This window comes from Streptomyces sp. NPDC127117 (genome assembly GCF_042677325.1).
GTDB lineage: Bacteria > Actinomycetota > Actinomycetes > Streptomycetales > Streptomycetaceae > Streptomyces.
The window spans coordinates 39,340-57,635 of record NZ_JBHXTM010000052.1 but is presented as its reverse complement, the minus strand read 5'-3'; the positions used below and the strand labels follow the sequence as shown (position 1 = coordinate 57,635).

At 72.5% G+C, this 18,296-nt stretch carries 13 protein-coding genes and 2 pseudogenes; 6 read left to right on the top strand and 9 right to left on the bottom strand.

The features are described from left to right. Nucleotides 1–125 precede the first annotated feature (125 nt). From ACFVH0_RS32855 to ACFVH0_RS32835, 5 genes and pseudogenes are all read right to left on the bottom strand, one after another. On the bottom strand, nucleotides 126–632 hold the full coding sequence (locus tag ACFVH0_RS32855) for a BPL-N domain-containing protein (protein ID WP_385826233.1): 507 nt from the start codon (nucleotides 630–632) through the stop codon (nucleotides 126–128). 199 nt (nucleotides 633–831) lie between these two features. Next, nucleotides 832–2,823 (bottom strand): annotated as a pseudogene (locus ACFVH0_RS32850) (Pls/PosA family non-ribosomal peptide synthetase); the annotation flags it as partial. A 225-nt stretch (nucleotides 2,824–3,048) separates the two neighbouring features. Next, a pseudogene (locus tag ACFVH0_RS32845) lies at nucleotides 3,049–4,878 on the bottom strand (amino acid adenylation domain-containing protein); the annotation flags it as partial. Nucleotides 4,879–4,988: 110 nt separating this feature from the next. After that, nucleotides 4,989–5,525: a hypothetical protein gene (locus tag ACFVH0_RS32840; RefSeq protein WP_385826231.1), complete on the bottom strand. Its 537-nt coding sequence runs from the start codon at nucleotides 5,523–5,525 to the stop codon at nucleotides 4,989–4,991. 82 nt (nucleotides 5,526–5,607) lie between these two features. After that, nucleotides 5,608–7,047 (bottom strand): serine/threonine-protein kinase, encoded by a 1,440-nt coding sequence (locus ACFVH0_RS32835; protein WP_385826229.1) that lies wholly within the window; start codon nucleotides 7,045–7,047, stop codon nucleotides 5,608–5,610. Between the two features lie 281 nt (nucleotides 7,048–7,328). Between ACFVH0_RS32835 and ACFVH0_RS32830 the strand changes: the two genes are divergently transcribed. Next, complete coding sequence (locus tag ACFVH0_RS32830) at nucleotides 7,329–7,760, top strand: hypothetical protein (RefSeq protein ID WP_385826227.1); 432 nt, start codon at nucleotides 7,329–7,331, stop codon at nucleotides 7,758–7,760. Between the two features lie 103 nt (nucleotides 7,761–7,863). Here the strand turns inward: ACFVH0_RS32830 and ACFVH0_RS32825 are convergent, their stop codons facing one another. Beyond that, on the bottom strand, nucleotides 7,864–9,063 hold the full coding sequence (locus ACFVH0_RS32825; RefSeq protein ID WP_385826225.1) for an epoxide hydrolase family protein: 1,200 nt from the start codon (nucleotides 9,061–9,063) through the stop codon (nucleotides 7,864–7,866). A gap of 304 nt (nucleotides 9,064–9,367) precedes the next feature. On the opposite strand from ACFVH0_RS32825, the gene ACFVH0_RS32820 reads away from it, so the two are divergent. Continuing rightward, complete coding sequence (locus tag ACFVH0_RS32820) at nucleotides 9,368–10,468, top strand: NAD-dependent epimerase/dehydratase family protein (RefSeq protein WP_385826223.1); 1,101 nt, start codon at nucleotides 9,368–9,370, stop codon at nucleotides 10,466–10,468. A gap of 54 nt (nucleotides 10,469–10,522) precedes the next feature. Here the strand turns inward: ACFVH0_RS32820 and ACFVH0_RS32815 are convergent, their stop codons facing one another. Beyond that, nucleotides 10,523–11,629, bottom strand: a complete 1,107-nt coding sequence (locus ACFVH0_RS32815; RefSeq protein ID WP_385826221.1) for a sensor histidine kinase — start codon at nucleotides 11,627–11,629, stop codon at nucleotides 10,523–10,525. After that, on the bottom strand, nucleotides 11,626–12,489 hold the full coding sequence (locus ACFVH0_RS32810) for a response regulator transcription factor (protein WP_385826220.1): 864 nt from the start codon (nucleotides 12,487–12,489) through the stop codon (nucleotides 11,626–11,628). Before ACFVH0_RS32810 ends, ACFVH0_RS32815 begins: the two co-directional genes overlap by 4 nt. A gap of 123 nt (nucleotides 12,490–12,612) precedes the next feature. Here ACFVH0_RS32810 and ACFVH0_RS32805 point away from each other — a divergent pair, with 123 nt between their 5' ends. Genes ACFVH0_RS32805 through ACFVH0_RS32795 form a run of 3 tightly spaced genes read left to right on the top strand, consistent with a single transcriptional unit; the run spans nucleotide 12,613 to nucleotide 14,797 of the window. Next, complete coding sequence (locus ACFVH0_RS32805) at nucleotides 12,613–13,317, top strand: glycosyltransferase family 2 protein (protein WP_385826218.1); 705 nt, start codon at nucleotides 12,613–12,615, stop codon at nucleotides 13,315–13,317. Nucleotides 13,318–13,334: 17 nt separating this feature from the next. Then, nucleotides 13,335–13,991, top strand: a complete 657-nt coding sequence (locus tag ACFVH0_RS32800; protein ID WP_385826235.1) for a DUF2064 domain-containing protein — start codon at nucleotides 13,335–13,337, stop codon at nucleotides 13,989–13,991. After that, on the top strand, nucleotides 13,988–14,797 hold the full coding sequence (locus ACFVH0_RS32795) for a class I SAM-dependent methyltransferase (RefSeq protein WP_385826216.1): 810 nt from the start codon (nucleotides 13,988–13,990) through the stop codon (nucleotides 14,795–14,797). Before ACFVH0_RS32800 ends, ACFVH0_RS32795 begins: the two co-directional genes overlap by 4 nt. Before the next feature lie 325 nt (nucleotides 14,798–15,122). Here ACFVH0_RS32795 and ACFVH0_RS32790 read toward each other — a convergent pair whose 3' ends face one another. Then, nucleotides 15,123–16,433: a molybdopterin-dependent oxidoreductase gene (locus tag ACFVH0_RS32790; protein WP_385826214.1), complete on the bottom strand. Its 1,311-nt coding sequence runs from the start codon at nucleotides 16,431–16,433 to the stop codon at nucleotides 15,123–15,125. 201 nt (nucleotides 16,434–16,634) lie between these two features. Here ACFVH0_RS32790 and ACFVH0_RS32785 point away from each other — a divergent pair, with 201 nt between their 5' ends. Continuing rightward, nucleotides 16,635–18,020, top strand: a complete 1,386-nt coding sequence (locus tag ACFVH0_RS32785; protein ID WP_385826212.1) for a hypothetical protein — start codon at nucleotides 16,635–16,637, stop codon at nucleotides 18,018–18,020. Nucleotides 18,021–18,296 lie beyond the last annotated feature (276 nt).

Genomic DNA, 18,296 nt, shown 5'->3' with positions numbered 1-18,296 from the left:
TGGGGGGGCGCCGGGGGGGGCGCCCCGGCCGCATCTCTGCGTGTCTCCGCATCTCCGCGTGTCTCCACATCTCTGCGTGTCTCCACATCCCTGCGTGTCTCCACATCCCTGCGTGTCTCCGTGATTCACTCCCGCATCACGGCTTCCACCAGTTCCTCGGCCAGGTCCCGGGTGTGCTGAACGGGCAGGCCGTGGTCGCTGTACCAGCCGGCGGTCGCCTCGGGATGCGGTCCGGTGACTGCCACGCGGCCCTTGCCGTACCCGGTCACGAGGGCGGCGGCGGTGCCGTTGTCGTAGGTGGCCAGGATCCTCGCACCGGCCTCGGCGGCGGCGTGTTCGTCGAGGACGAAGAACGGGCCGTCCTGGAAGAACACGGTGCGCGGACGGTCCCGCCACATCACCTGGATCACCGTGTCCCGCCCGTCGTGGACCGTGGCACCCGGCGAGGAGATGTACTGGTCGGTGTCGCCGGGCAGGAGGCCGAACCCCGGAGTGGCCCCGGCCAGGTATCCGCCGAGGCAGAAGCCCAGGTAGCGCCCGCCGCCATGGACGAAGTCGCGTACCGCCCGGCGCTGCCGTCGCAGTCTTCGGTAGGCGGCCGGGAGCGTGCCGCCGCCGGGCTGGGCGTACAACGCGGCGTGCGACAGAGTCCGGGACGTCAGCGGGAGTATTTCCCGTGGCCCGGTGAAGCAGACGTCCAGGTCCCATGGAGCCGAGGTGAGCAGGCCGGCGACCGCCTCGGGGCAGCCGGGCTGTGAGGCCGGCCCCGGTAGACGAGGGCCAGCGGACGGTGCCCGGACGTGATCCCGGTGTGTGTCATGGCGTTCTCCCTCAGTGCGTGGGCGCTGGCGCGCCGTCGGTGGCCGGGACGGCGGTCCCTTCGGCCGGGAGGCCCTGCCAGTCCGTTCCCGGTGTCAGCCGCTCGCCCTTCATGACCAGCGACAGCGCCCCGAGCCGGGCACCGGCGCCCACCACCGTGTCGTAGAGCACGACACTCCGCGGGCCGATGCTCGCCCCGGGGCCGATGGTCACCGTCGACATCTTCATCACACGGTCCTCGAACAGATGGCTCTGCAACGAGACGTTCCTGCCGATCGCGGCGTCGTCGCCGACCTGCACCAGGTCGAATTCGGTGAGGTACGTGGTACCGATCCAGGTGCGCCGGCCGATCCGGGCACCGAGCCGGCGCAGCACCGGCGGCAGGAACGGCGTCCCCACCAGGACGCCCAGGCCCACCGGGACCGCGGCCGCATCGAAGAGGCCGGTGACGAACTCCGTCCGGCGTACGAACAGGCTCCACAGGGGCTCGACGCGCGGCCGGTACTTCCCGGCGACCACCCACTTGGCCAGCACGCAGTACGCGACGACGGCCAGTGCGGCGCCCATTGCGAGCAGCGGCGACACCAGCAGCGGCACGACCGGTCCGGTCCGGTGCGCGGTGTCGGACAGGGCCAGCAGGTACAGGCATGCGCCGGCGGTCAGTACCGAGGCCGGCATGGTGACCCGGAAGAACTCGATGGCCAGACGGACCAGCACCGCTCTGCGGGAGGGCCGGAACGTCAGCTCTTCGGGATACGCCCCGCTGTCCTGGCGTACGGGGAGCCGCAGTGCGGGCGAGCCCAGCCACGTGCTGTCGGCCGGCACCCGGTCCGTGGAGGGGACCGTGCCCACACCGATCAGGCTGCCCGGGCCGGTCCGCGTTCCGGCGGGGACGAGTGCCGAGTTGCCGATGAAGGACCGTTCACCGACGCCGGTCGGTGCGAAGGCCATGCGGTCGGCCGCGAAGGCGGCGACGCCGATTCCGGCCATGTCGGCGACGAAGCTGCCGTCGCCGAGGGTGAGCAGGTCCGGGTCGACGTGCGACACGGTGGACACCTCGGCGCCCCGGCCGATGCGGGCACCGAGCAGCCGCAGCCAGGGGACCGTGTAGAGCGTGGCGTACAGGGAGTTGGTGAAGACGAGGCTGAGTTCCAGCAGCTTGTCCGCGATCCACTTGCGGACGCCGAGTGCGGAACGTGCCGGGTGGATTCCCGGGGGTGTCCTCGGCAGGACTGTTCGCCTGCCGACGGCGACGATCAGGCACACCGTGGCCACGAACACCGGCCCGGACAGCACCGCGGCGGCCAGTCCGGCGGCCGTGCCACCGCTCGTCCAGGCCCACCAGAACAGGGCGACGCTCGGCAGGGCCATGCCGACCACGACGGCCTCCAGGAGGACCAGGCCGAGCAGAACGGCGAACAGCCTGCCCGGCCGCCAACGGTCCGTCCGGCCGCGGGTACGCAGCATCGCCTCGACGGGCGGTGACAGGGCGGTGACAGGGCGGGCGGGCGATCCGGCGCGGCGCGCCCCGGCGGGCACCGCCTCGTCCGGACCCGCCACGGACTGCTCGCCGAGCGCGGCGCCGGGTCCGAGGCGGGCGCCGGGTTCACAGACCGCGTTGGCTCCCACGAACGCCCGTTCGCCGATGGTGATCGGGGCGACCGTGACCCGGCCGTCGGCGACCTGCCAGGGCCGCAGTGTGGCGCGGTAGCCGATCGCGGCGTCCCGGTCGATGCGCAGCAGCGCGGGCAGGCCGATCAGGCCGGTGGCGATGGTGGTTCCGGGGCCGATACGGGCGCCCAGAAGCCGCAGATAGGGGCCCATCATGGGCGACCCGCTGAGGATCCGCAGGGGGCTGATGCCGAGCACCAGCACGTCGAGCGCCCAGAGTCGCAGGTAGGTCGCTCCCCACAGCGGGTACCGGCCGGGCCTGATGCCCGCCGCCAATGGCCGGGCGAGGGCGACGGGAAGGAGCCAGCGTACGACGGTGTACCCGGCCAGCACGGCGATGGCGGGCCCCACGGCTCCCCAGCCCGACACCCTGCCGTGATCCATCGAGTATGAGATGGCCACCGGTCCCGTGAGCAGCAGGAACAGCCCGTACAGCGCCGCCGCCTGGGCCAGTCCGGCGCGGGCGATCCGTCCGCCGCTGTGCCGAAGGGGGGTGGGGCGGGGCTGCTTCGCCGCCGGATCGGAAGCGGGGCGCGGCGAGGAGTCCAGCCGTGCCGCGAGCGCCCGCACGGTGGGGTGTTCGTACATGTCCCGCAGGGTGGCACCGGCCGTGCCGGGCCGGCCGCGCAGCACCGAAACGGCGCGGGCGGCGAGCAGCGAATGACCGCCGAGGTCCGTGAAGAAGTCGGCCTCCGCCGACAACTCCCCGGGGACGGTGCCGAGTACCTCCGCCCACGCGTCGCGCACGGTCGTCTCCAGGCCGTCGTGGACCGGCACCATGCGTCGGCCGGTCCCGGCGAGACGGCGGCCGACCGGCGGGGGCAGTTGTCGGCGGTCGGTCTTGCCGCTGGGCATGACGGGCAGCCGGCCGAGGAAGTCCAGGGTCGACGGCATCATGTAGGCGGGCAGCGAGCGGCGCAGGCGCTCGTGCAGCCGGGCGGTGAGATCGTCGTCGGAGGCATCGTGGTTCCCGGTACGTACGACGTAGGCGGCCAGAACACCGTCGCCGTCCGGTGCGTTCACCAGGGCGGTGCCCGCCTGGGCCACGCCGGGGTCCTCCATCAGTACGCTGTCGATCTCCTCCAGCGAGACGCGGTATCCGCGGATCTTCACCTCCGCGTCGGACCGGCCGAGGTACTCGATCTCCCCGTCGGTGGTCATCCGGCCCAGGTCTCCGGTGCGGTAGAGAAGGCCGCTTCCGTTTCCGGGCGCCAGGGGGTGTTCGACGAAGCGGTCGGCGGTCAGGTCGGGTCGTCCCACGTAGCCCCGGGCGAGGCCGGGCCCGCCCAGACAGATCTCGCCGACATCGCCGTGCGGCACGGGGCGGCGCCGCTCGTCGAGGAGGACGACCGAGTACGTCGGCAGGGGCCGGCCGATGGTGACCGGCCGGCCCGGCCGGAGTTCCTGCCAGGTGGCGGTCACGGTCGCTTCGGTCGGTCCGTACGTGTTGAGCATCCGCCGTCCCGGTCTGCTCCACCGTTCGACGAGTGCGGCGGGACACGCCTCGCCGCCCAAGACGACGCTGCGGATCCCCGGGAGGTCGCGCGGAATGGTCGCGAGGAGCGTCGGTACGCAGTACAGGACCGTCACCCCGTGCTCCTGGAGGAAATCGGCGAGCTCGGCACCGAGCCGTGCGGGGCCGGCCGGTCCGGCGACGAGCGTCGCGCCGGCCGCCCAGGTCGGCCAGATCTCCTCGATGGAGAAGTCGAACGAGATCGCCATGCCCTGGTACACCCGGTCCTGCGACCGGACACCGTAGATCGGGGAGACGACGCGCAGGAAGTTGCAGATGCTCGACCGGGCGATCTCCACGCCCTTGGGCCTGCCACTGGAGCCGGACGTATACATGACGTACGCCAGTGGGTCCTTCTGGCCTCCGTCCTCGGTGGGCGGACGCGAGGACGGCAGCAGCGCGAGCTCCCCGGCACGGGCGTCGACCTCGATCACCGGGCATGTCCGTCGGGGCCCCGCCCGGTCGGCGCCGGAGGCGAGTGCGGACGTGGTCAGCACCGCGGCTGCGCGTACGTCCCGCAGGATGAAGGCGACCCGGTCGGGCGGCGCGGCGGGATCGATGGGCACGAACGCCGCGTCCGCCTTGCAGACGCCCAGTATGCACACATACGTCTCCACGGACTGCGGCAGCATCAGCGCCACCGGTCTGCCCGGGCCGACCCCGAGCCGACGCAGTTGGTGGGCCATCCGGTTGGCCCGGGTGTCGAGGTCGGCATAGCTCAGCCGGTCGGCGCCGCATTCGAGCGCGACGGCCGCCGGTGTGCGGTCGCAGGCGGCCTCGAAGAATTGGTTCAGCCTGTCCGCGCTGCCCGTTCTCCACGGATCGGTACGGTCACCGGTCGGTGCGACGGGCAGCGCGGCGGTGCGGGAGACCATGGGTTTCCCCTCGTCCGGTGCGAAAGGTGCTCGGTCACCTCAAGCCTGGGTGGCACCGGCTGAGAGGAGGCTGAGAGCCCGGCCGGACCCACGGCCCCCTGCCGCCTCTATTACTCGCCGGGGAACGAGAAGTAGAGCGCGTCGCTGTAGAAGGAGGCGAAGTGGTTCTGCCAGTCGGCGCGTACGGACGCGAGCCATGTGTCGTCCTCACCGGCGATCGCCGCCTCGGCACGCGCCACGGCGTCGGGAATGTCGCTCGATACCAGGCACCGCACAGCCTCCTCGGGGTCCTCGTCCCCGAGGGACACCAGCTCCCCCGTCTCCAGCACGAAGTACGTGTCCCGCTGCTTGTCCAGGTGGGCCGTGGTCCTGGCGACGCACTCGGCGAATTCGGTGTCGCCCGCGAGCCCTTGCCCGACCACGCGCAGGAGATCGCCGAGCAGGGTGGCGCCACCGGTGAAGTCCGCGGCGATGCCGATGCGCCTGTTCCAGATCATGGACGGGACTATGTTCGTCTCGCGCCCGACGAGCAGCTTGTGCGCGAGCGGAATGCTCCAGTTGTGCTCGGAGACGCACCGGATCTTCTCCGGGTTCGCTTCCGCGTTCGGCAGTGTGCTCGCTGAGTAAAGGTATGAACGGTTGGCCATGTCGGTGACCCTAACTTCCCCCACTGACAGCCCGGACCTGGCGAACAGCGCGACCCGGACGGCACGAGTGCTTGGTACGCCGTCAGAAATCGTCGTGGGTCTCGGTGACGGGAACCTCGTGGCGGGTGGCGAAGGAGCGGACCGTGTCGGCCAGGGGCGCCGTACCGGCACCGGGAGCCAGCCAGGCGGTCCGGATGTGGATGGCTCCGTCCTTGCTCCTGCGTACCCATCCCGGTTTCAGGAAGGCCGCGGGCAGCCGGTGCCCCTCCGGCATCCGCACCGTAAGCACGGTGTCCCCCGCCTCCTGCACCCTGAGCTCGACCGACCTGGCTTCGGACCAGCGCAGCACCGCCAGGTTCATGGCGGAGCCGACGCCGATGCCGAGGTCGTTCACCACAAGTCCGTCATTCCGGCTCAACAGGCCGAAGAGCCTCAGCAGCATCAGGAAACCGATGAATCCGGCGAGTACCCTCAGCCCCTCGGTGATGTGGACCAGGCCACCGCCCGCCGCGATTCCGGCGAAGGCGAGGGTGATCAGCACGTTCCGCAGGATCAGCGACGTCCGGCTCCGCCGGCTGCGGAGGTACGAGGCGATCGGCTCGGATGCGGAGCGCGCGGCGGGGCGGCGACGGAGCGCGGCCTGCCCCGGTGGTGCGAGCGGAGTGTCCGGGCGGGGCGGGGACGGAGGCGTCGTCCGCGGTGGCGTCGGCGCGGGTCCGCCGGGCGCCACGACGGTCAGGTCGATCCGGCCGGCGCAGGCGGTCAGCAACTCCTCGGGGGTGGGCCGTAGTTCGGGTTCCTTGTGCAGGCAGCCGACGACCAGGGGCCGCAGCCCCTCGGGGATCGCGGAGACGTCCGCCTCCTCGTGGACCGCCCGGTACAGCAGTCCGTAGACCTGCCCCTCCCCGAACGCGCTGCCACCCGCCGCCGCGACCAGCACCGCGCCCAGTGCGAACATGTCGCACGCGCCGGTGACTTCGAGCCCCTGGGCCTGCTCGGGCGCGATGAACCCGGGCGTGCCGATGGCCGCTCGGTCGGCGGTCAGCCGGGTGCCCTCCACGGCTCGGGCGATGCCGAAGTCCAGTACCCGGGGCCCGTCCTCGGCGAGGACGATGTTGCCCGGCTTGAGGTCACGGTGGACCAGGCCGCGGGCGTGAATGGCGTGCAGCGCCTCCGCGAGCGCGGCGGCCAGTGCCCAGAGCCGCCGCTCGTCCAGAGGGCCGCGCAGTGCAACCTCTTCGGCAAGTGTCGGGCCCTCGATGTAGGCGCTGGCCATCCACGGCCGCGGGGCGTCCGCGTCCGCGTCGACGACCGCCGCCGTGTGGAAGCCGCCCACTTTGCCGGCGGCCTCGACCTCTTTGCGGAAGCGTCTCCTGAACTCCGGGTCCGCCGCGTACTCCGCCCTGATCACCTTGATGGCGACCGCCCGCCCCGAACGGGACCGGCCCAGATAGACGGAGCCCATGCCCCCGCCGCCCAGCTCGCGCACGATCACGTACGGACCGATGTGTCCCCCGACCACGGCACCCCCTCGGAATCGGCGAAAGCCACGGTTTCTCCACCCGTTCCGTTCGCCGCACGCGGGCTCGACATCCGATCCGCGCAACCGCAGTATGTCGCGGGCACGTCATGACTGTCAGGGAGGGAGCCAAGATGGAATCCGATGACCTGAACGGACCCGGGAACGGGCGGCGCGCGGGGCGTAGCCGGGCGAGCGGCAATCCCGGTCCGGCCGGTGGCGGTGGCCCGGGGCAGGGGCAGCCCCGGGGGCCGGGGAGTTTCCCTTCTCCCTCCGGGGTTCCCATGCCGGACCCGGTACGGAAGTTACGGGTCCTGATGATGATCCTCGGTGGCATGCAGGCCGTCCTCGGGCTCGCTCTGGTGAGCGACAGCGTGGCGATCGCCACGTCGATCTGGGGCGAGGGCGAGCCGAACCCATGGGGCCGGACGGCGGGCGAGGCACATTCGGGGCAGGTCGTCTTCGCGGGAATCCTCGTACTGGCCGTAGCGGCCTGGGGCATCATCACCGCCGTCCGGTTCCCCACCCGCAACCCCGCCCTGCGGACCTCGGCCTTCGCCTACGGATGGACCGCCCTGCCGTTCACCGTGGTGTTCTTCCAGGTGATGCCCGTCCTCGGGATCGTATGGCTGGTGCCCGCGATCCTCGCCCTCGTCCGGCCCAACCAGCCGGAAACCCGGGCGTGGTTCGGCGGGCCGAACTCAGCCGCCGGTTGAGTACGGTCGTGGTCCAGGGGGCTGAACGGCACGAACGGTGTGACGGGGGCGTCCACCCGGGGGCCGCGTCATCGTTGTGATGGCCTTTCCGGGCGCGGTGTTGTCACCGGCGGGCACCAATAGGGCCGGTGGATCCGGTGGGGTCGATCGAGCCGGTGGGGTCGGTGGGGTCGGTGGGGCCGGCGCAGGACGGACTCGAAGGTGTGGCGGCCCGGTGGTCGTGCTCGACATGGGTGAGAAAGAAATCCCGGATGTCCTCGGCCAGCAGCTCCGGGACCTCCATCGCGGCGAAGTGGCCGCCGCGTTCGAACTCCGACCAGTGCCTGATGTCGTAGAGCCGCTCGGCCAGCGGTCGCACCGGCTGTGTGATGTCGTGCGCGAACACCGCCACACCGAGCGGTACCGGACAGGGCTCGACCCGCCGCGGGGCCTCTCGGTGCAGCCGTGCCGAGGAGGCCGCGGTGGCGGTCAGCCAGTACAGCGATACGTCGGTGAGCATCCGCTCGTCGCTGATCTGCGAGCGGGGATCCGTCCACTGTGCGAAGCGCTCGGCGATCCAGGCCAGCTGGCCGACCGGCGAGTCGGTCAGGGCGTAGCCGATGGTCTGCGGGGTGGTGGCCTGGAGAGCCTGGTACGGCGGACGGTTCGCCATCAGTTGCCGGACCTTGTCGAGTCGGGCTTCGTCGGTCGCGGACAGTTCGATGCCGGCGTCCGGATCCGGCCGGGTCGGCAGGTAGTTGACGTGCACCCCGACGACCCGCTCGGGTGCCACCGCGCCCAGCGCCGTCGATATGCCCGCACCGAAGTCGCCGCCCTGCGCCCCGTAGCGCTCGTACCCGAGACGGCGGATCAGCTCGGCCCAGGCCCGGGCGACCCGGACCACGTCCCAGCCGCGTTCATGGGTCGGGCCCGAGAAGCCGTAACCCGGGATGGACGGAATCACCAGGTGGAAGTCGCGCGACAGCGGCTCGATCACATCGAGGAACTCCAGGAACGAACCGGGCCAGCCGTGGGTGAGGATCAGTGCGGGCGCGTCCGGTTCCGACGACCGGACGTGGATGAAGTGGATGTTCTGGCCGTCGATCTCCGTGGTGCAGTGCGGGAGTTCGTTGAGCCGGGCCTCGTGCTCGCGCCAGTCGTAACCACTGCGCCGGCGCTCGGCCAGTTCCTTGAGACGCGCCAGGGGGAAGCCGTAGTCCCATCCGGCATCGGCGACCTCGTTGGGCCAACGGGTGCGGGCGAGCCGGTCGTTCAGGTCGTCGAGGTCGGCCTGGGGGACGGCGATACGGAACGGCTTGATCATGATCTCGACTCCCGGGAAATTCGTCCGACGTCCCGGCGTCGGGGCGTCCGGGCATCGGGGCGACAACGCCTCGCGCCCAAATCGTTCGTGACACTAACGGTTGCCTCGCCATTGAGGACAGATTGTTAGTGGGACTAACGCAACGCACCATCGGAGCCGGCCCGGCTTCTCGCCACCTTTGTGGAACACCACGGCCGGAGCTTGTGAACAGAAACGCCACCCTTCCCCCGAACAGCCCTTACGGTCCCGTGACGTGCCGCAGCAGAGGCGGACGTCTCGGCTCCGGGGGGCCTAGCTTGGGCGTATGCGTGTACTGGTAACCGGCGGCGCCGGGTTCATCGGGTCGGAAATCGTGCGGACTCTCACGTCGGCCGGGCATGAGGCGGTGGTGCTCGACGCCCTGCTCCCCTCGGCACACGGCAGCACAGCGGCACCGCCCGCCGACGTCGACGCGGACAACGGCAACGGCCACGGCGGGCGGATGATCGTCGCGGACGTACGTGACCGCGAGGCCATGGACCGTGCACTCCGGGGCATCGACGCGGTCTGCCACCAGGCGGCGATGGTCGGCCTCGGGAAGGACTTCGCCGACGCCCCGGAGTATGTGAGCTGCAACGACCTGGGAACGGCCGTACTGCTCGCGGCGATGGCCGCTGCGGGAGTCCGGACTCTGGTGCTCGCCGGATCGATGGTGGTGTACGGGGAGGGCCGCTACTCCTGCCCCCGTCATGGCGGGGTCCGGCCGGGCCCCCGGGCAGAGGCCGACCTGGCGGCGGGCCGCTTCGAACCGCACTGTCCGCACTGCGGTGCCGAGTTGGAGTCCGGTCTGGTGACGGAGGACGCGCCGGCCGACCCGCGCAATGTGTACGCCGCGACCAAGCTCGCCCAGGAACACCTCGCCGCCGCCTGGGCCCGCGCGTCGGGCGGAAGTGCGGTGTCGCTGCGCTACCACAACGTGTACGGCCCCGGGATGCCGCGCGACACCCCGTACGCCGGTGTCGCCTCCTTCTTCCGCTCGGCCCTGGCCCGCGGGGAGTCGCCCCGGGTCTTCGAGGACGGCGGCCAGCGCCGGGACTTCATCCATGTACAGGACGTGGCGGCCGCGAACGCCGTGGCGCTGGAGGCGGTCGCCGGACGCCGTCCGGGCAGCTTCACCGCGTACAACACCGGGAGCGGGCAGCCGCACACCATCGGCCAGATGGCCGTGGCCCTTGCCTCGGCCCACGGCGGCCCGGCGCCGGTGGTGACCGGTGAGTACCGGCTCGGGGACGTCCGCCATGTCACGGCGGACTCGCGGCGGCTGCGCGACGAACTGGGCTGGAAGCCGGAAGTGGGGTTCGCCGAGGGAATGGCCCGGTTCGCGACGGCGCCGCTGCGGGCAGCGGCCGTGGGTCCGTCCGTCTGAGAGAGCCTGCCGGGTGGCCCCCCGCCGGGGCGGCCACCCGACGGGATGCGGGGCTCAGGCCCGCGGCAGGGTCACCTCGAAGCAGCAGCCCCCGGTGACGTTGCGGACCTCCGCCCGGCCGGCGTGCGCCTCGACGATCCCTCGCACGATGGCCAGTCCGAGCCCCGCACCGGCCGGGGGCGTACGGGCGTGGCTGCCGCGCCAGCCGGTGTCGAAGACCCTGGGCAGGTCCTCCTCCGGAATGCCGCCGCAGCCGTCCGTCACCGAGAGGACCACCCCGCCGTCCGTGCGGTGCGCGGCAACCGCGACGGTGCCGTCGGCCGGGGTGCGGCGGATCGCGTTGATCAGGAGGTTGCCCAGGACCCGGCTCATCTCCTTGCCGTCGACCTCGACCGGCACCGCCTCGACCCGGTCGCCGACCAGCCGCACCCCGTGCTCGCGGGCCAGCGGGTCCGCACCGGCGAGCGCGTCGCCCACCAGGTCGTGGGCGGAGATCCGGGTGGGGCTCAGGGTGAGCGAGCCGGCGTGGATGCGGGAGAGCTCGAAAAGGTCACCGACCATGTCGTTCATCCGCTCCACCTCGGTGCGTATCTGCCGCAGATAGCGCCCCGAGTCGACGGCCATGCCGTCCTCCAGCGCCTCGGACATGGCCCGCAGACCGGCGAGCGGGGTGCGCAGGTCGTGCGAGATCCAGGCGACGAGCTCCCGCCGCGAGGTCTCCAGGGCGCGCTCCCGCTCGCGCGAGGCGTCGAGCTTGGCACTGGTGGCGGCCAGTTCGCGGGTGAGCGCGGCGAGTTCGGCGGTGGCCGGGGCCTCGGGGGCGGCGAAGGTGCCGCCGTCGCCGAAGGAGCGGGCGGCGAGGGTCAGGTCACGGCTCCTCGCCGCCACCCAGCGGCCCAGCAGCATCGCGGTGACCAGCGAGACGACGGCCGCCATGGCGACGACGGTGGTGACCACCGTCAGGTCGTGCGGCGACAGGAACATCGCCCAGGCGACGGCCAGCGTCCCGGCGAGCATCGCGGTGACGGCCACGGCGGCCACGACGCTCAGGGACACGACGAGCGAACGGTGCCGGGACAGCCGCAGCACGAGCGCGCCGAGCAGCCCGGCCGTGGCGGCGCCCAGGAACGCGAAGAGCGCGATGAGGAGGATGTCGGTCATGACGGCGTTACGGAGCCGGAATCGGAGTCGGTGGCTGTCGTGGAGGCGGTGGTGCCGGTGGCCGGGTCCGGGGGCAGGTCCAGGCGGTAGCCGACGCCCCACACCGTGCGGATCAGCTCCGGGCGGGCCGGATCGGCCTCGACCTTCCCGCGCAGCCGGCGGACATGGACGGTCACCGTCGACAGGTCGCCGAAGTCCCAGCCCCAGACCCCGCGCATCAGCTCCTCGCGGGTGAACACCCGGCCCGGGTGGCGCAGCAGGAAGGCGAGCAGGTCGAACTCCCGCAGGGTGAGGGCCAGCACCCGGCCCTCCCACGTCGCGCGTCTGGCCGCGGGGTCCAGGACGAGGCCCGCGCCTTGGAGGAGTTCCGAGCGGCCGGTGGGGGTGGCGGCCCTTGCGCGGCGCAGTACGGAGTCGACGCGCAGAACGAGCTCGCGGGGGCTGAACGGCTTGGTCACATAGTCGTCCGCCCCGGTCTCCAGCCCCAGGATGCGGTCGTCCTCGTCGCCGCGCGCGGTCAGCATGATGACCGGTACCGGTCCGTGTGCCCGCATGCGGCGGCACACCTCGAATCCGTCCATGCCGGGCAGCATCAGGTCCAGGACTGCCAGGTCGGGGCGCCGGGCGGCGTACCGCTCCAGCGCGGCCGGGCCGTCCGCCGCCCGGGCCACCTCGTACCCGGCCCTGGCCAGGTATTCGGTGACCACCTCCGCGACGGTGGGGTCGTCGTCCACCACGAGTACGTGGCCGCGGGCGGCGGCGTCGGGGTTCGTGCCCGGTGCCCGCCAGACCTGCCGGCCGGGGTGCGCCGCGGGCTCTCCGGTGGCGGGGACGGGCGGCGGTGTGTCCGTCGTTTGCATGCCATCACCTTGGCAGCCGCGCCGGTGAACCGGGGGCGTCCTTGTGCCGCCGCCCGACGACGTCCGGATTTCGTAAGACTCCGGAACCCGAATTGTCCGTTTTCGCTCCGTAGGGTGACCCGGGTGAACCTTCCCTCCCATACTTCCGGCCCCCGTGCCGACATCGTGCTGCCGTGCCTGGACGAGGCCGCCGCACTGCCCGGGGTGCTGGCCTCGGTACCCCGTGGCTGGCGGGCGATCGTCGTGGACAACGGCTCGGCCGACGGTTCGGCGGAACTGGCCCGCTCACTCGGCGCGGTGGTGGTGCATGAACCGCGGCGCGGCTTCGGATCCGCCTGCCACGCCGGGCTGCTCGCCGCCGAGGCGGAGTTCGTCTGCTTCTGCGACTGCGACGGCTCCCTGGATCCCGGACTGCTGACCGGCTTCGTCCGCCGGGTCGCCGACGGCGAGAGCGATCTGGTGCTCGGCCGTCGCCGTCCCGAGGAGCGCGGGGCCTGGCCGCTGCACGCGCGGGCGGGCAATGCGGCGCTGGCCCGCATGGTGCGCCGCCGCACGGGCCTGCGGCTGCATGACCTCGGGCCGATGCGGGCCGCGCGCCGGGCCGATCTGCTGGCGCTCGATCTCACCGACCGGCGCAGCGGCTACCCGCTCCAGATGGTGGTGCGGGCGGCCGACGCGGGGCTGCGGGTCACCGAGACGGATGTGCCCTATCTGGCGCGTACGGGGAAGTCGAAGGTGACCGGCACCTGGCTGGGCACCTGGCACGCGGTGCGCGACATGCGGGCCGTGCTGGGCGAACCTCAGGTCCGGACGGGGGTCTCCCGGTGAGCCCGGCCGCGCCCGACATCCCTCGCGCGGCTCCGACCGGGGTGACGACCGTGCTGGTCATCGCGAAGGAGCCGCTGCCCGGCCGGGTCAAGACCCGGCTCACTCCGCCCTTCTCCCCCGAAGAGGCCGCGCGACTGGCCGAGGCGGCGCTCGGCGACACCCTGCGTACTGTCGCCGCGCTCCCGGCCGCGCGGCGCGCGGTCGTCCTGGACGGGGCGCCCGGGCCGTGGCTGCCGCCCGGCATCGAGGTGGTGGCGCAGGGGCCGGGAGGTCTCGACGAACGGCTCGCCGCCGCGTTCGGCGCCTGCACGGGGCCGACGCTCCTGATCGGAATGGACACCCCGCAGATCACGGCGGCCGATCTGGCCCCCGCGCTCTCCCCCGGGGGCTGGGAGGGCTGTGACGCCTGGTTCGGTCCCGCCGAGGACGGCGGTTTCTGGGCGCTGGGCCTGGCCGTGCCGGACCCCGGGCTGCTGCGCGGTGTCCCGATGTCCGTGCCCGAGACCGGTGCCGTACAGCGGCGACGGCTGGTCGACGCGGGGCTCACCGTGCGCGACCTTCCCCGGCTGCGGGACGTGGACACGGCGGCCGACGCCGTGGACGTCGCCGGCCTCGCACCGCACGGCGCCTTCGCCTCCGAACTCGCCCGGCTGACCCGGGGGGCGGTCCGATGAGCCGCACGGGTCCGGACCGGGGCGTGCTGAGCGCGCCGCTCCCGGACGTCGCGTCGTGGGGCACCGACCCGTACGCCAACGCCCTGCGCAACGGGCACGGGCCGCTCTTCCTCCGTCGTGCGGACGGCTGGCTGCTGCCACTGGACGTGGAGCGCTGGTGCGCCGTCGCGGACGCCGCGGACCTGTCGGCGCTGCGCCGCTGCGAGGGCCCCGTCCTGGACATCGGGTGCGGGCCCGGACGGCTGGTCGCCGCACTGTCGGCGAGCGGGCACCGGGCGCTCGGCATCGACGTAAGCGAGGTGGCGGTCGAGCGCACACTACGGCTCGGGGGTTCCGCCCTGCACCGGTCGGTCTTCGAACCGCTGCCGGGCGAGGGGCGTTGGGGCACGGTCCTGCTGGTCGACGGGAATGTCGGCATCGGCGGCGACCCTCGGCGCCTTCTGCACCGCACGGCGGAGCTGCTCGCCCCGGGCGGGCTCCTCATCGCCGAGACCGCGCCGCAGGACATCGACGAGCGGGTCCGGGTCCAGCTGGACGACGGACGCGCCGCCGGCCACGGACCGGCCGCTGCCGACCCGTTCCCGTGGGCCCGGCTCGGCACACCCGCACTGCTGAGATACGCCGGCGCCGACGGGCTGCAGCCCGTCGATCAGTGGGACGCGGACGGCCGCTCCTTCGTCTCCCTGCGGCGCAGCCGAACCGTCCGGATCACCAACCAGAGCCCGGAACCCAGGAACAGCACGGCCGTGATCAGCAGCCAGTTCCCCAGGAACACATCGAGGGAAAGCCCGCTGTACGGCTCGTAGCGCTCGGCCTGCCGGGTGATCAGCGGGAACCACACGAGCAGCAGCAGTCCGGAGAGGAAGGCCGGAACCCGGACGAAGTTCACCGTACCGGGGCGCCGGCCGAGACACCGGCGCAGCAACAGGTCCGCCGACGCGTAGACCGGCACCAGCACCAGGTCGTGCACAAGGGCCGCGCCCACGAACCACAGCACGACGCCGAGAGTGTCCCCCGCCAGCAGTCGCACCCCCGCGTATCCCGCGAGAGCGAAGGAGGCAGCCATCAGGATGAGGTGCAGCGGCCCCTCGCCGTACCAACGCCGCACAAAGGCATGGGGGTTCGCCCTGTTCACAGTTCTCCAAAGGTCAGCCGGCCCACCCACTTGGTGTTGAGCACGCCGGGTGCGGCCGGGACGATGATCCGCGCCGGATATCCGTGGTCGGGTGACAGGTTCTCGCCGTTGACCTGCAGGGCCAGCAGCGAACGCGGGTCGCGCACCTGGTTGTCGCGGAGTGCCGCCCGGCGGAACGGCCCGCTGCGCTGGACCGACTCCACCAGTACGCCCGGTGGCCGGTCCGGGTATCCGGCGAGAGCCGCCAGATCGCTCAGTCGTACGCCGCGCCACCACTGGTCCGAGGTGGACCAGCCCTCCACACAGGCGATCGGCAGCGCCGCGCTGTACTGGTCCATCGCCAGCAGCTGCTCGCGGGTGAAACGGAGGTTCCCGGCCGGGCCGCTGACGGTGAGCCACCAGCCCTCCCCCGTTTCGGCCGTGGTGATTCCGACCGCGGCGGCCGTCTTGTTGATCTGGAAGCCGTTGGGCCCCGATCCGGGTTCGGCGGCGCCGTGCGGGGTGAGCAGGGCCAGCAGCCTCGCCGGTCCGTCGAAGCTCCGTCCGGCCGAAGTGACCAGCAGGAGCGATGAGCCCGCGCCCACCATGGCCAGCGCGCCACGCCGGGAGAGGGTCGGCCCGGCGGGATCGGGGGACTCCAGCGGGTCGTCGCGTACCTTCCCGCTCAGTCCGCCCGACCGCAGCACCCGTACGGCCTGCGGCACCCGAAGCCCCGCGTGGGCGAGGAACGCGGCGAAGAACACCCATGCCCCGTAGAAGTGCAGCGGGTAGAAGGAGCCCGGAAACAGGTACTCCAGCTGGATGTTGAGCAGCCCGGTGATGAACTCGAACAGCGCCCCGCCCACAAGGAGCAACAGCGAGATCCGCTCCAGCGCGTGCCCGACGGAGCGGACCGGCGGCAGCGCGAAGAGCTTCGGGACCACGGACCAGAGCTTCGCCAGCAGTACGGGGACCAGAACGATCCCCACGGTGACATGGAGCCCCTGCGTCAGCCGATACAGCCAGTGCGGTCCGGTCGGCCAGGCGAAGAGGTAGAAACCCAGCAGCCCTTTGTCGGGCGTCTTGTCGTTGACCGGATTCAGGTCCGGGTTGTAAGCGGCGTACGAGAGCAGGCCCGTCACGAAAAGCAGTGTGATCCCGGCGAGCAGGACCAGACCGAGGACCGCGGTGAAGCCGACCCCCCGTACGGGGCTGCGCCAGAACCCGGGCGCCGAAGTGAGCCGTTCGAGGACCGTCGCGGCACGTCCGGAGAAGAGCCGGGAAAGGGAAGCGTGAGGTGCCGGACTGTTCCGACGGCTGTCGCCCATGCCCCGACGCTATGCCCGGGACACCGGGGCGGAAGGGTTGCGACTCCTGACGAAACGGTGACGTCACTCCTCGGAACGCATGGGACTGGCATCCGCCCCGCCCTCCTGGCCGGCCCGTCGAGGTGTCCGGGAATCTGACGGTTCGGTGACGCGCCCCGCCGGCGCCCGTCTCCGGGGCCCCGCCGTGCGTACGGTGCCAGCGTGAAGACCGAGGACCGCATCGAGCACATCACCGAGCCGCTGCCCGCGGAGCGCTCCGGGCACCGCCGCGACCTGGCCGCCGTCGGCGCGGGTGTCGTACTGGTCGCCGCCGCCGCGCTCATCGGCCGGGCCATCGAGAGCGCCGACCACTCCCTCTTCGTGCACTGGCCGCCGATGCTCGCGTCCTGGTACCCGCATGTGGGGATCGGCACGGTGACCGCGCCCGCCGTCGCCGCCGCCGTCATCGCCCACGGTCCGCTCCTGGCACTCCGGTTGCGCTGGCGGACGCTGCTGCTCGGCTGCTACGCCGCCTCACTCGCCTGGGTCTTCTCGCTCGCGCTGATCGACGGCTGGGGGCGCGGCATCGCCGAACGCCTCACCACCAAGCACGAATACCTGCGCGCCATCGGCCGCTTCGACGACATCGGCGCCGCTCTGCGCACCTTCAACGACCACATCCTGATCGGGCCGCCGGGCAACTGGCCCACCCATGTCGCCGGACATCCGCCGGGCGCCACGCTCACCTTCGTCCTGCTGGACCGCATCGGGCTCGGCGGCGGTGCCTGGGCCGGGGTCTGGTGCATCGTGACCGCGGCCTCCGCGGTGGTGGCCGCCCTGGTCGCGCTCCGGGCCCTGGCGGACGAACGGACCGCCCGCCGGGCCGCGCCGTTCACCGTCCTCGCGCCGGTCGCGGTCTGGGCCGGCAGCTCGGCCGACGGTTACTTCACCGCGGTGGCCGCCTGGTCCGTCGCCCTGCTGGCGCTGGCCGCGACCCGCACGGTCCGCAGCCCCGCAGCCGCCGCGCTGGGTGCGGGGCTGCTGTACGGCCTGCTCTGTTACCTCAGTTACGGTCTGCCGCTCATCGCCCTCCTCCTCGTCGCCGTCCTCGCACTCACCCGCACCGCCCGACCGCTCTCCCTCTTCATGCTGGGGGCTCTGGTGGTGCCGGCCGTCTTCACACTGGCGGGGTTCAACTGGTGGGAGGCGTACCACCTGCTCGTCGAGCGCTATTACCAGGGCGCGGGTGGGGTCCGGCCGTATTCCTACTGGGTCTGGGCCAACCTCGCCTGCACCGCGGTCGCCGCCGGACCGGCGACGCTCGCGGGCCTGCGTCGTGTGGCGGCGGGTGCGCCGAGCGCTCTGCGTTCGAGGGCGGCGACCGCCCCGGAGCGGCTGACCGTGCTTGTGCTCGTCGCCCTCCTCGCGTTGCTGGCCGCCGACCTGTCCGGGATGAGCAAGGCGGAGACGGAACGGATCTGGCAGCCCTTCATCCTCTGGCTGCTGCCCGCCGCCGCACTCCTGCCCGCACGGCGCCGGCGTGGCTGGCTGGCCGCGCAGGCGGGGGTGGCCCTGGCGGTCAACCACCTGCTCTGGACCGGCTGGTAGCCATGGGCCCGGGGGCCGGTGGCGCTCTCGTGGCGCAGCGCAGTCCCCGCGGTGCTCAGGGCTCCGGGGCGAGCCGGATCGCGGCGGAGAGCACCGTGCACTCGCCGGGGCGGATCCGATGGTCAGGGTGCCGCCGAGCCGCTCGCGCCGCACCCGCGTCGCGGGCAGACCGTGACCGCGTACCCCACCGGGCTTCCCGGCCGGGCCGAAGCCCCGGCTGTCGTCGGCGATGTCCGGGACCACCTGGTCGCCGAGGGACGTCAGGGCCGGGGCCGA

Bases quoted from the DNA above. Each gene is read 5' to 3' on its own strand.
- ACFVH0_RS32790 (WP_385826214.1), bottom strand. From the start codon at position 16,433: ATGGGCGACAGCCGTCGGAACAGTCCGGCACCTCACGCTTCCCTTTCC.
- ACFVH0_RS32820 (WP_385826223.1), top strand. From the start codon at position 9,368: ATGCGTGTACTGGTAACCGGCGGCGCCGGGTTCATCGGGTCGGAAATC.
- ACFVH0_RS32815 (WP_385826221.1), bottom strand. From the start codon at position 11,629: ATGACCGACATCCTCCTCATCGCGCTCTTCGCGTTCCTGGGCGCCGCC.
- ACFVH0_RS32840 (WP_385826231.1), bottom strand. From the start codon at position 5,525: ATGGCCAACCGTTCATACCTTTACTCAGCGAGCACACTGCCGAACGCG.
- ACFVH0_RS32830 (WP_385826227.1), top strand. From the start codon at position 7,329: ATGCCGGACCCGGTACGGAAGTTACGGGTCCTGATGATGATCCTCGGT.
- ACFVH0_RS32795 (WP_385826216.1), top strand. From the start codon at position 13,988: ATGAGCCGCACGGGTCCGGACCGGGGCGTGCTGAGCGCGCCGCTCCCG.
- ACFVH0_RS32825 (WP_385826225.1), bottom strand. From the start codon at position 9,063: ATGATCAAGCCGTTCCGTATCGCCGTCCCCCAGGCCGACCTCGACGAC.
- ACFVH0_RS32810 (WP_385826220.1), bottom strand. From the start codon at position 12,489: ATGCAAACGACGGACACACCGCCGCCCGTCCCCGCCACCGGAGAGCCC.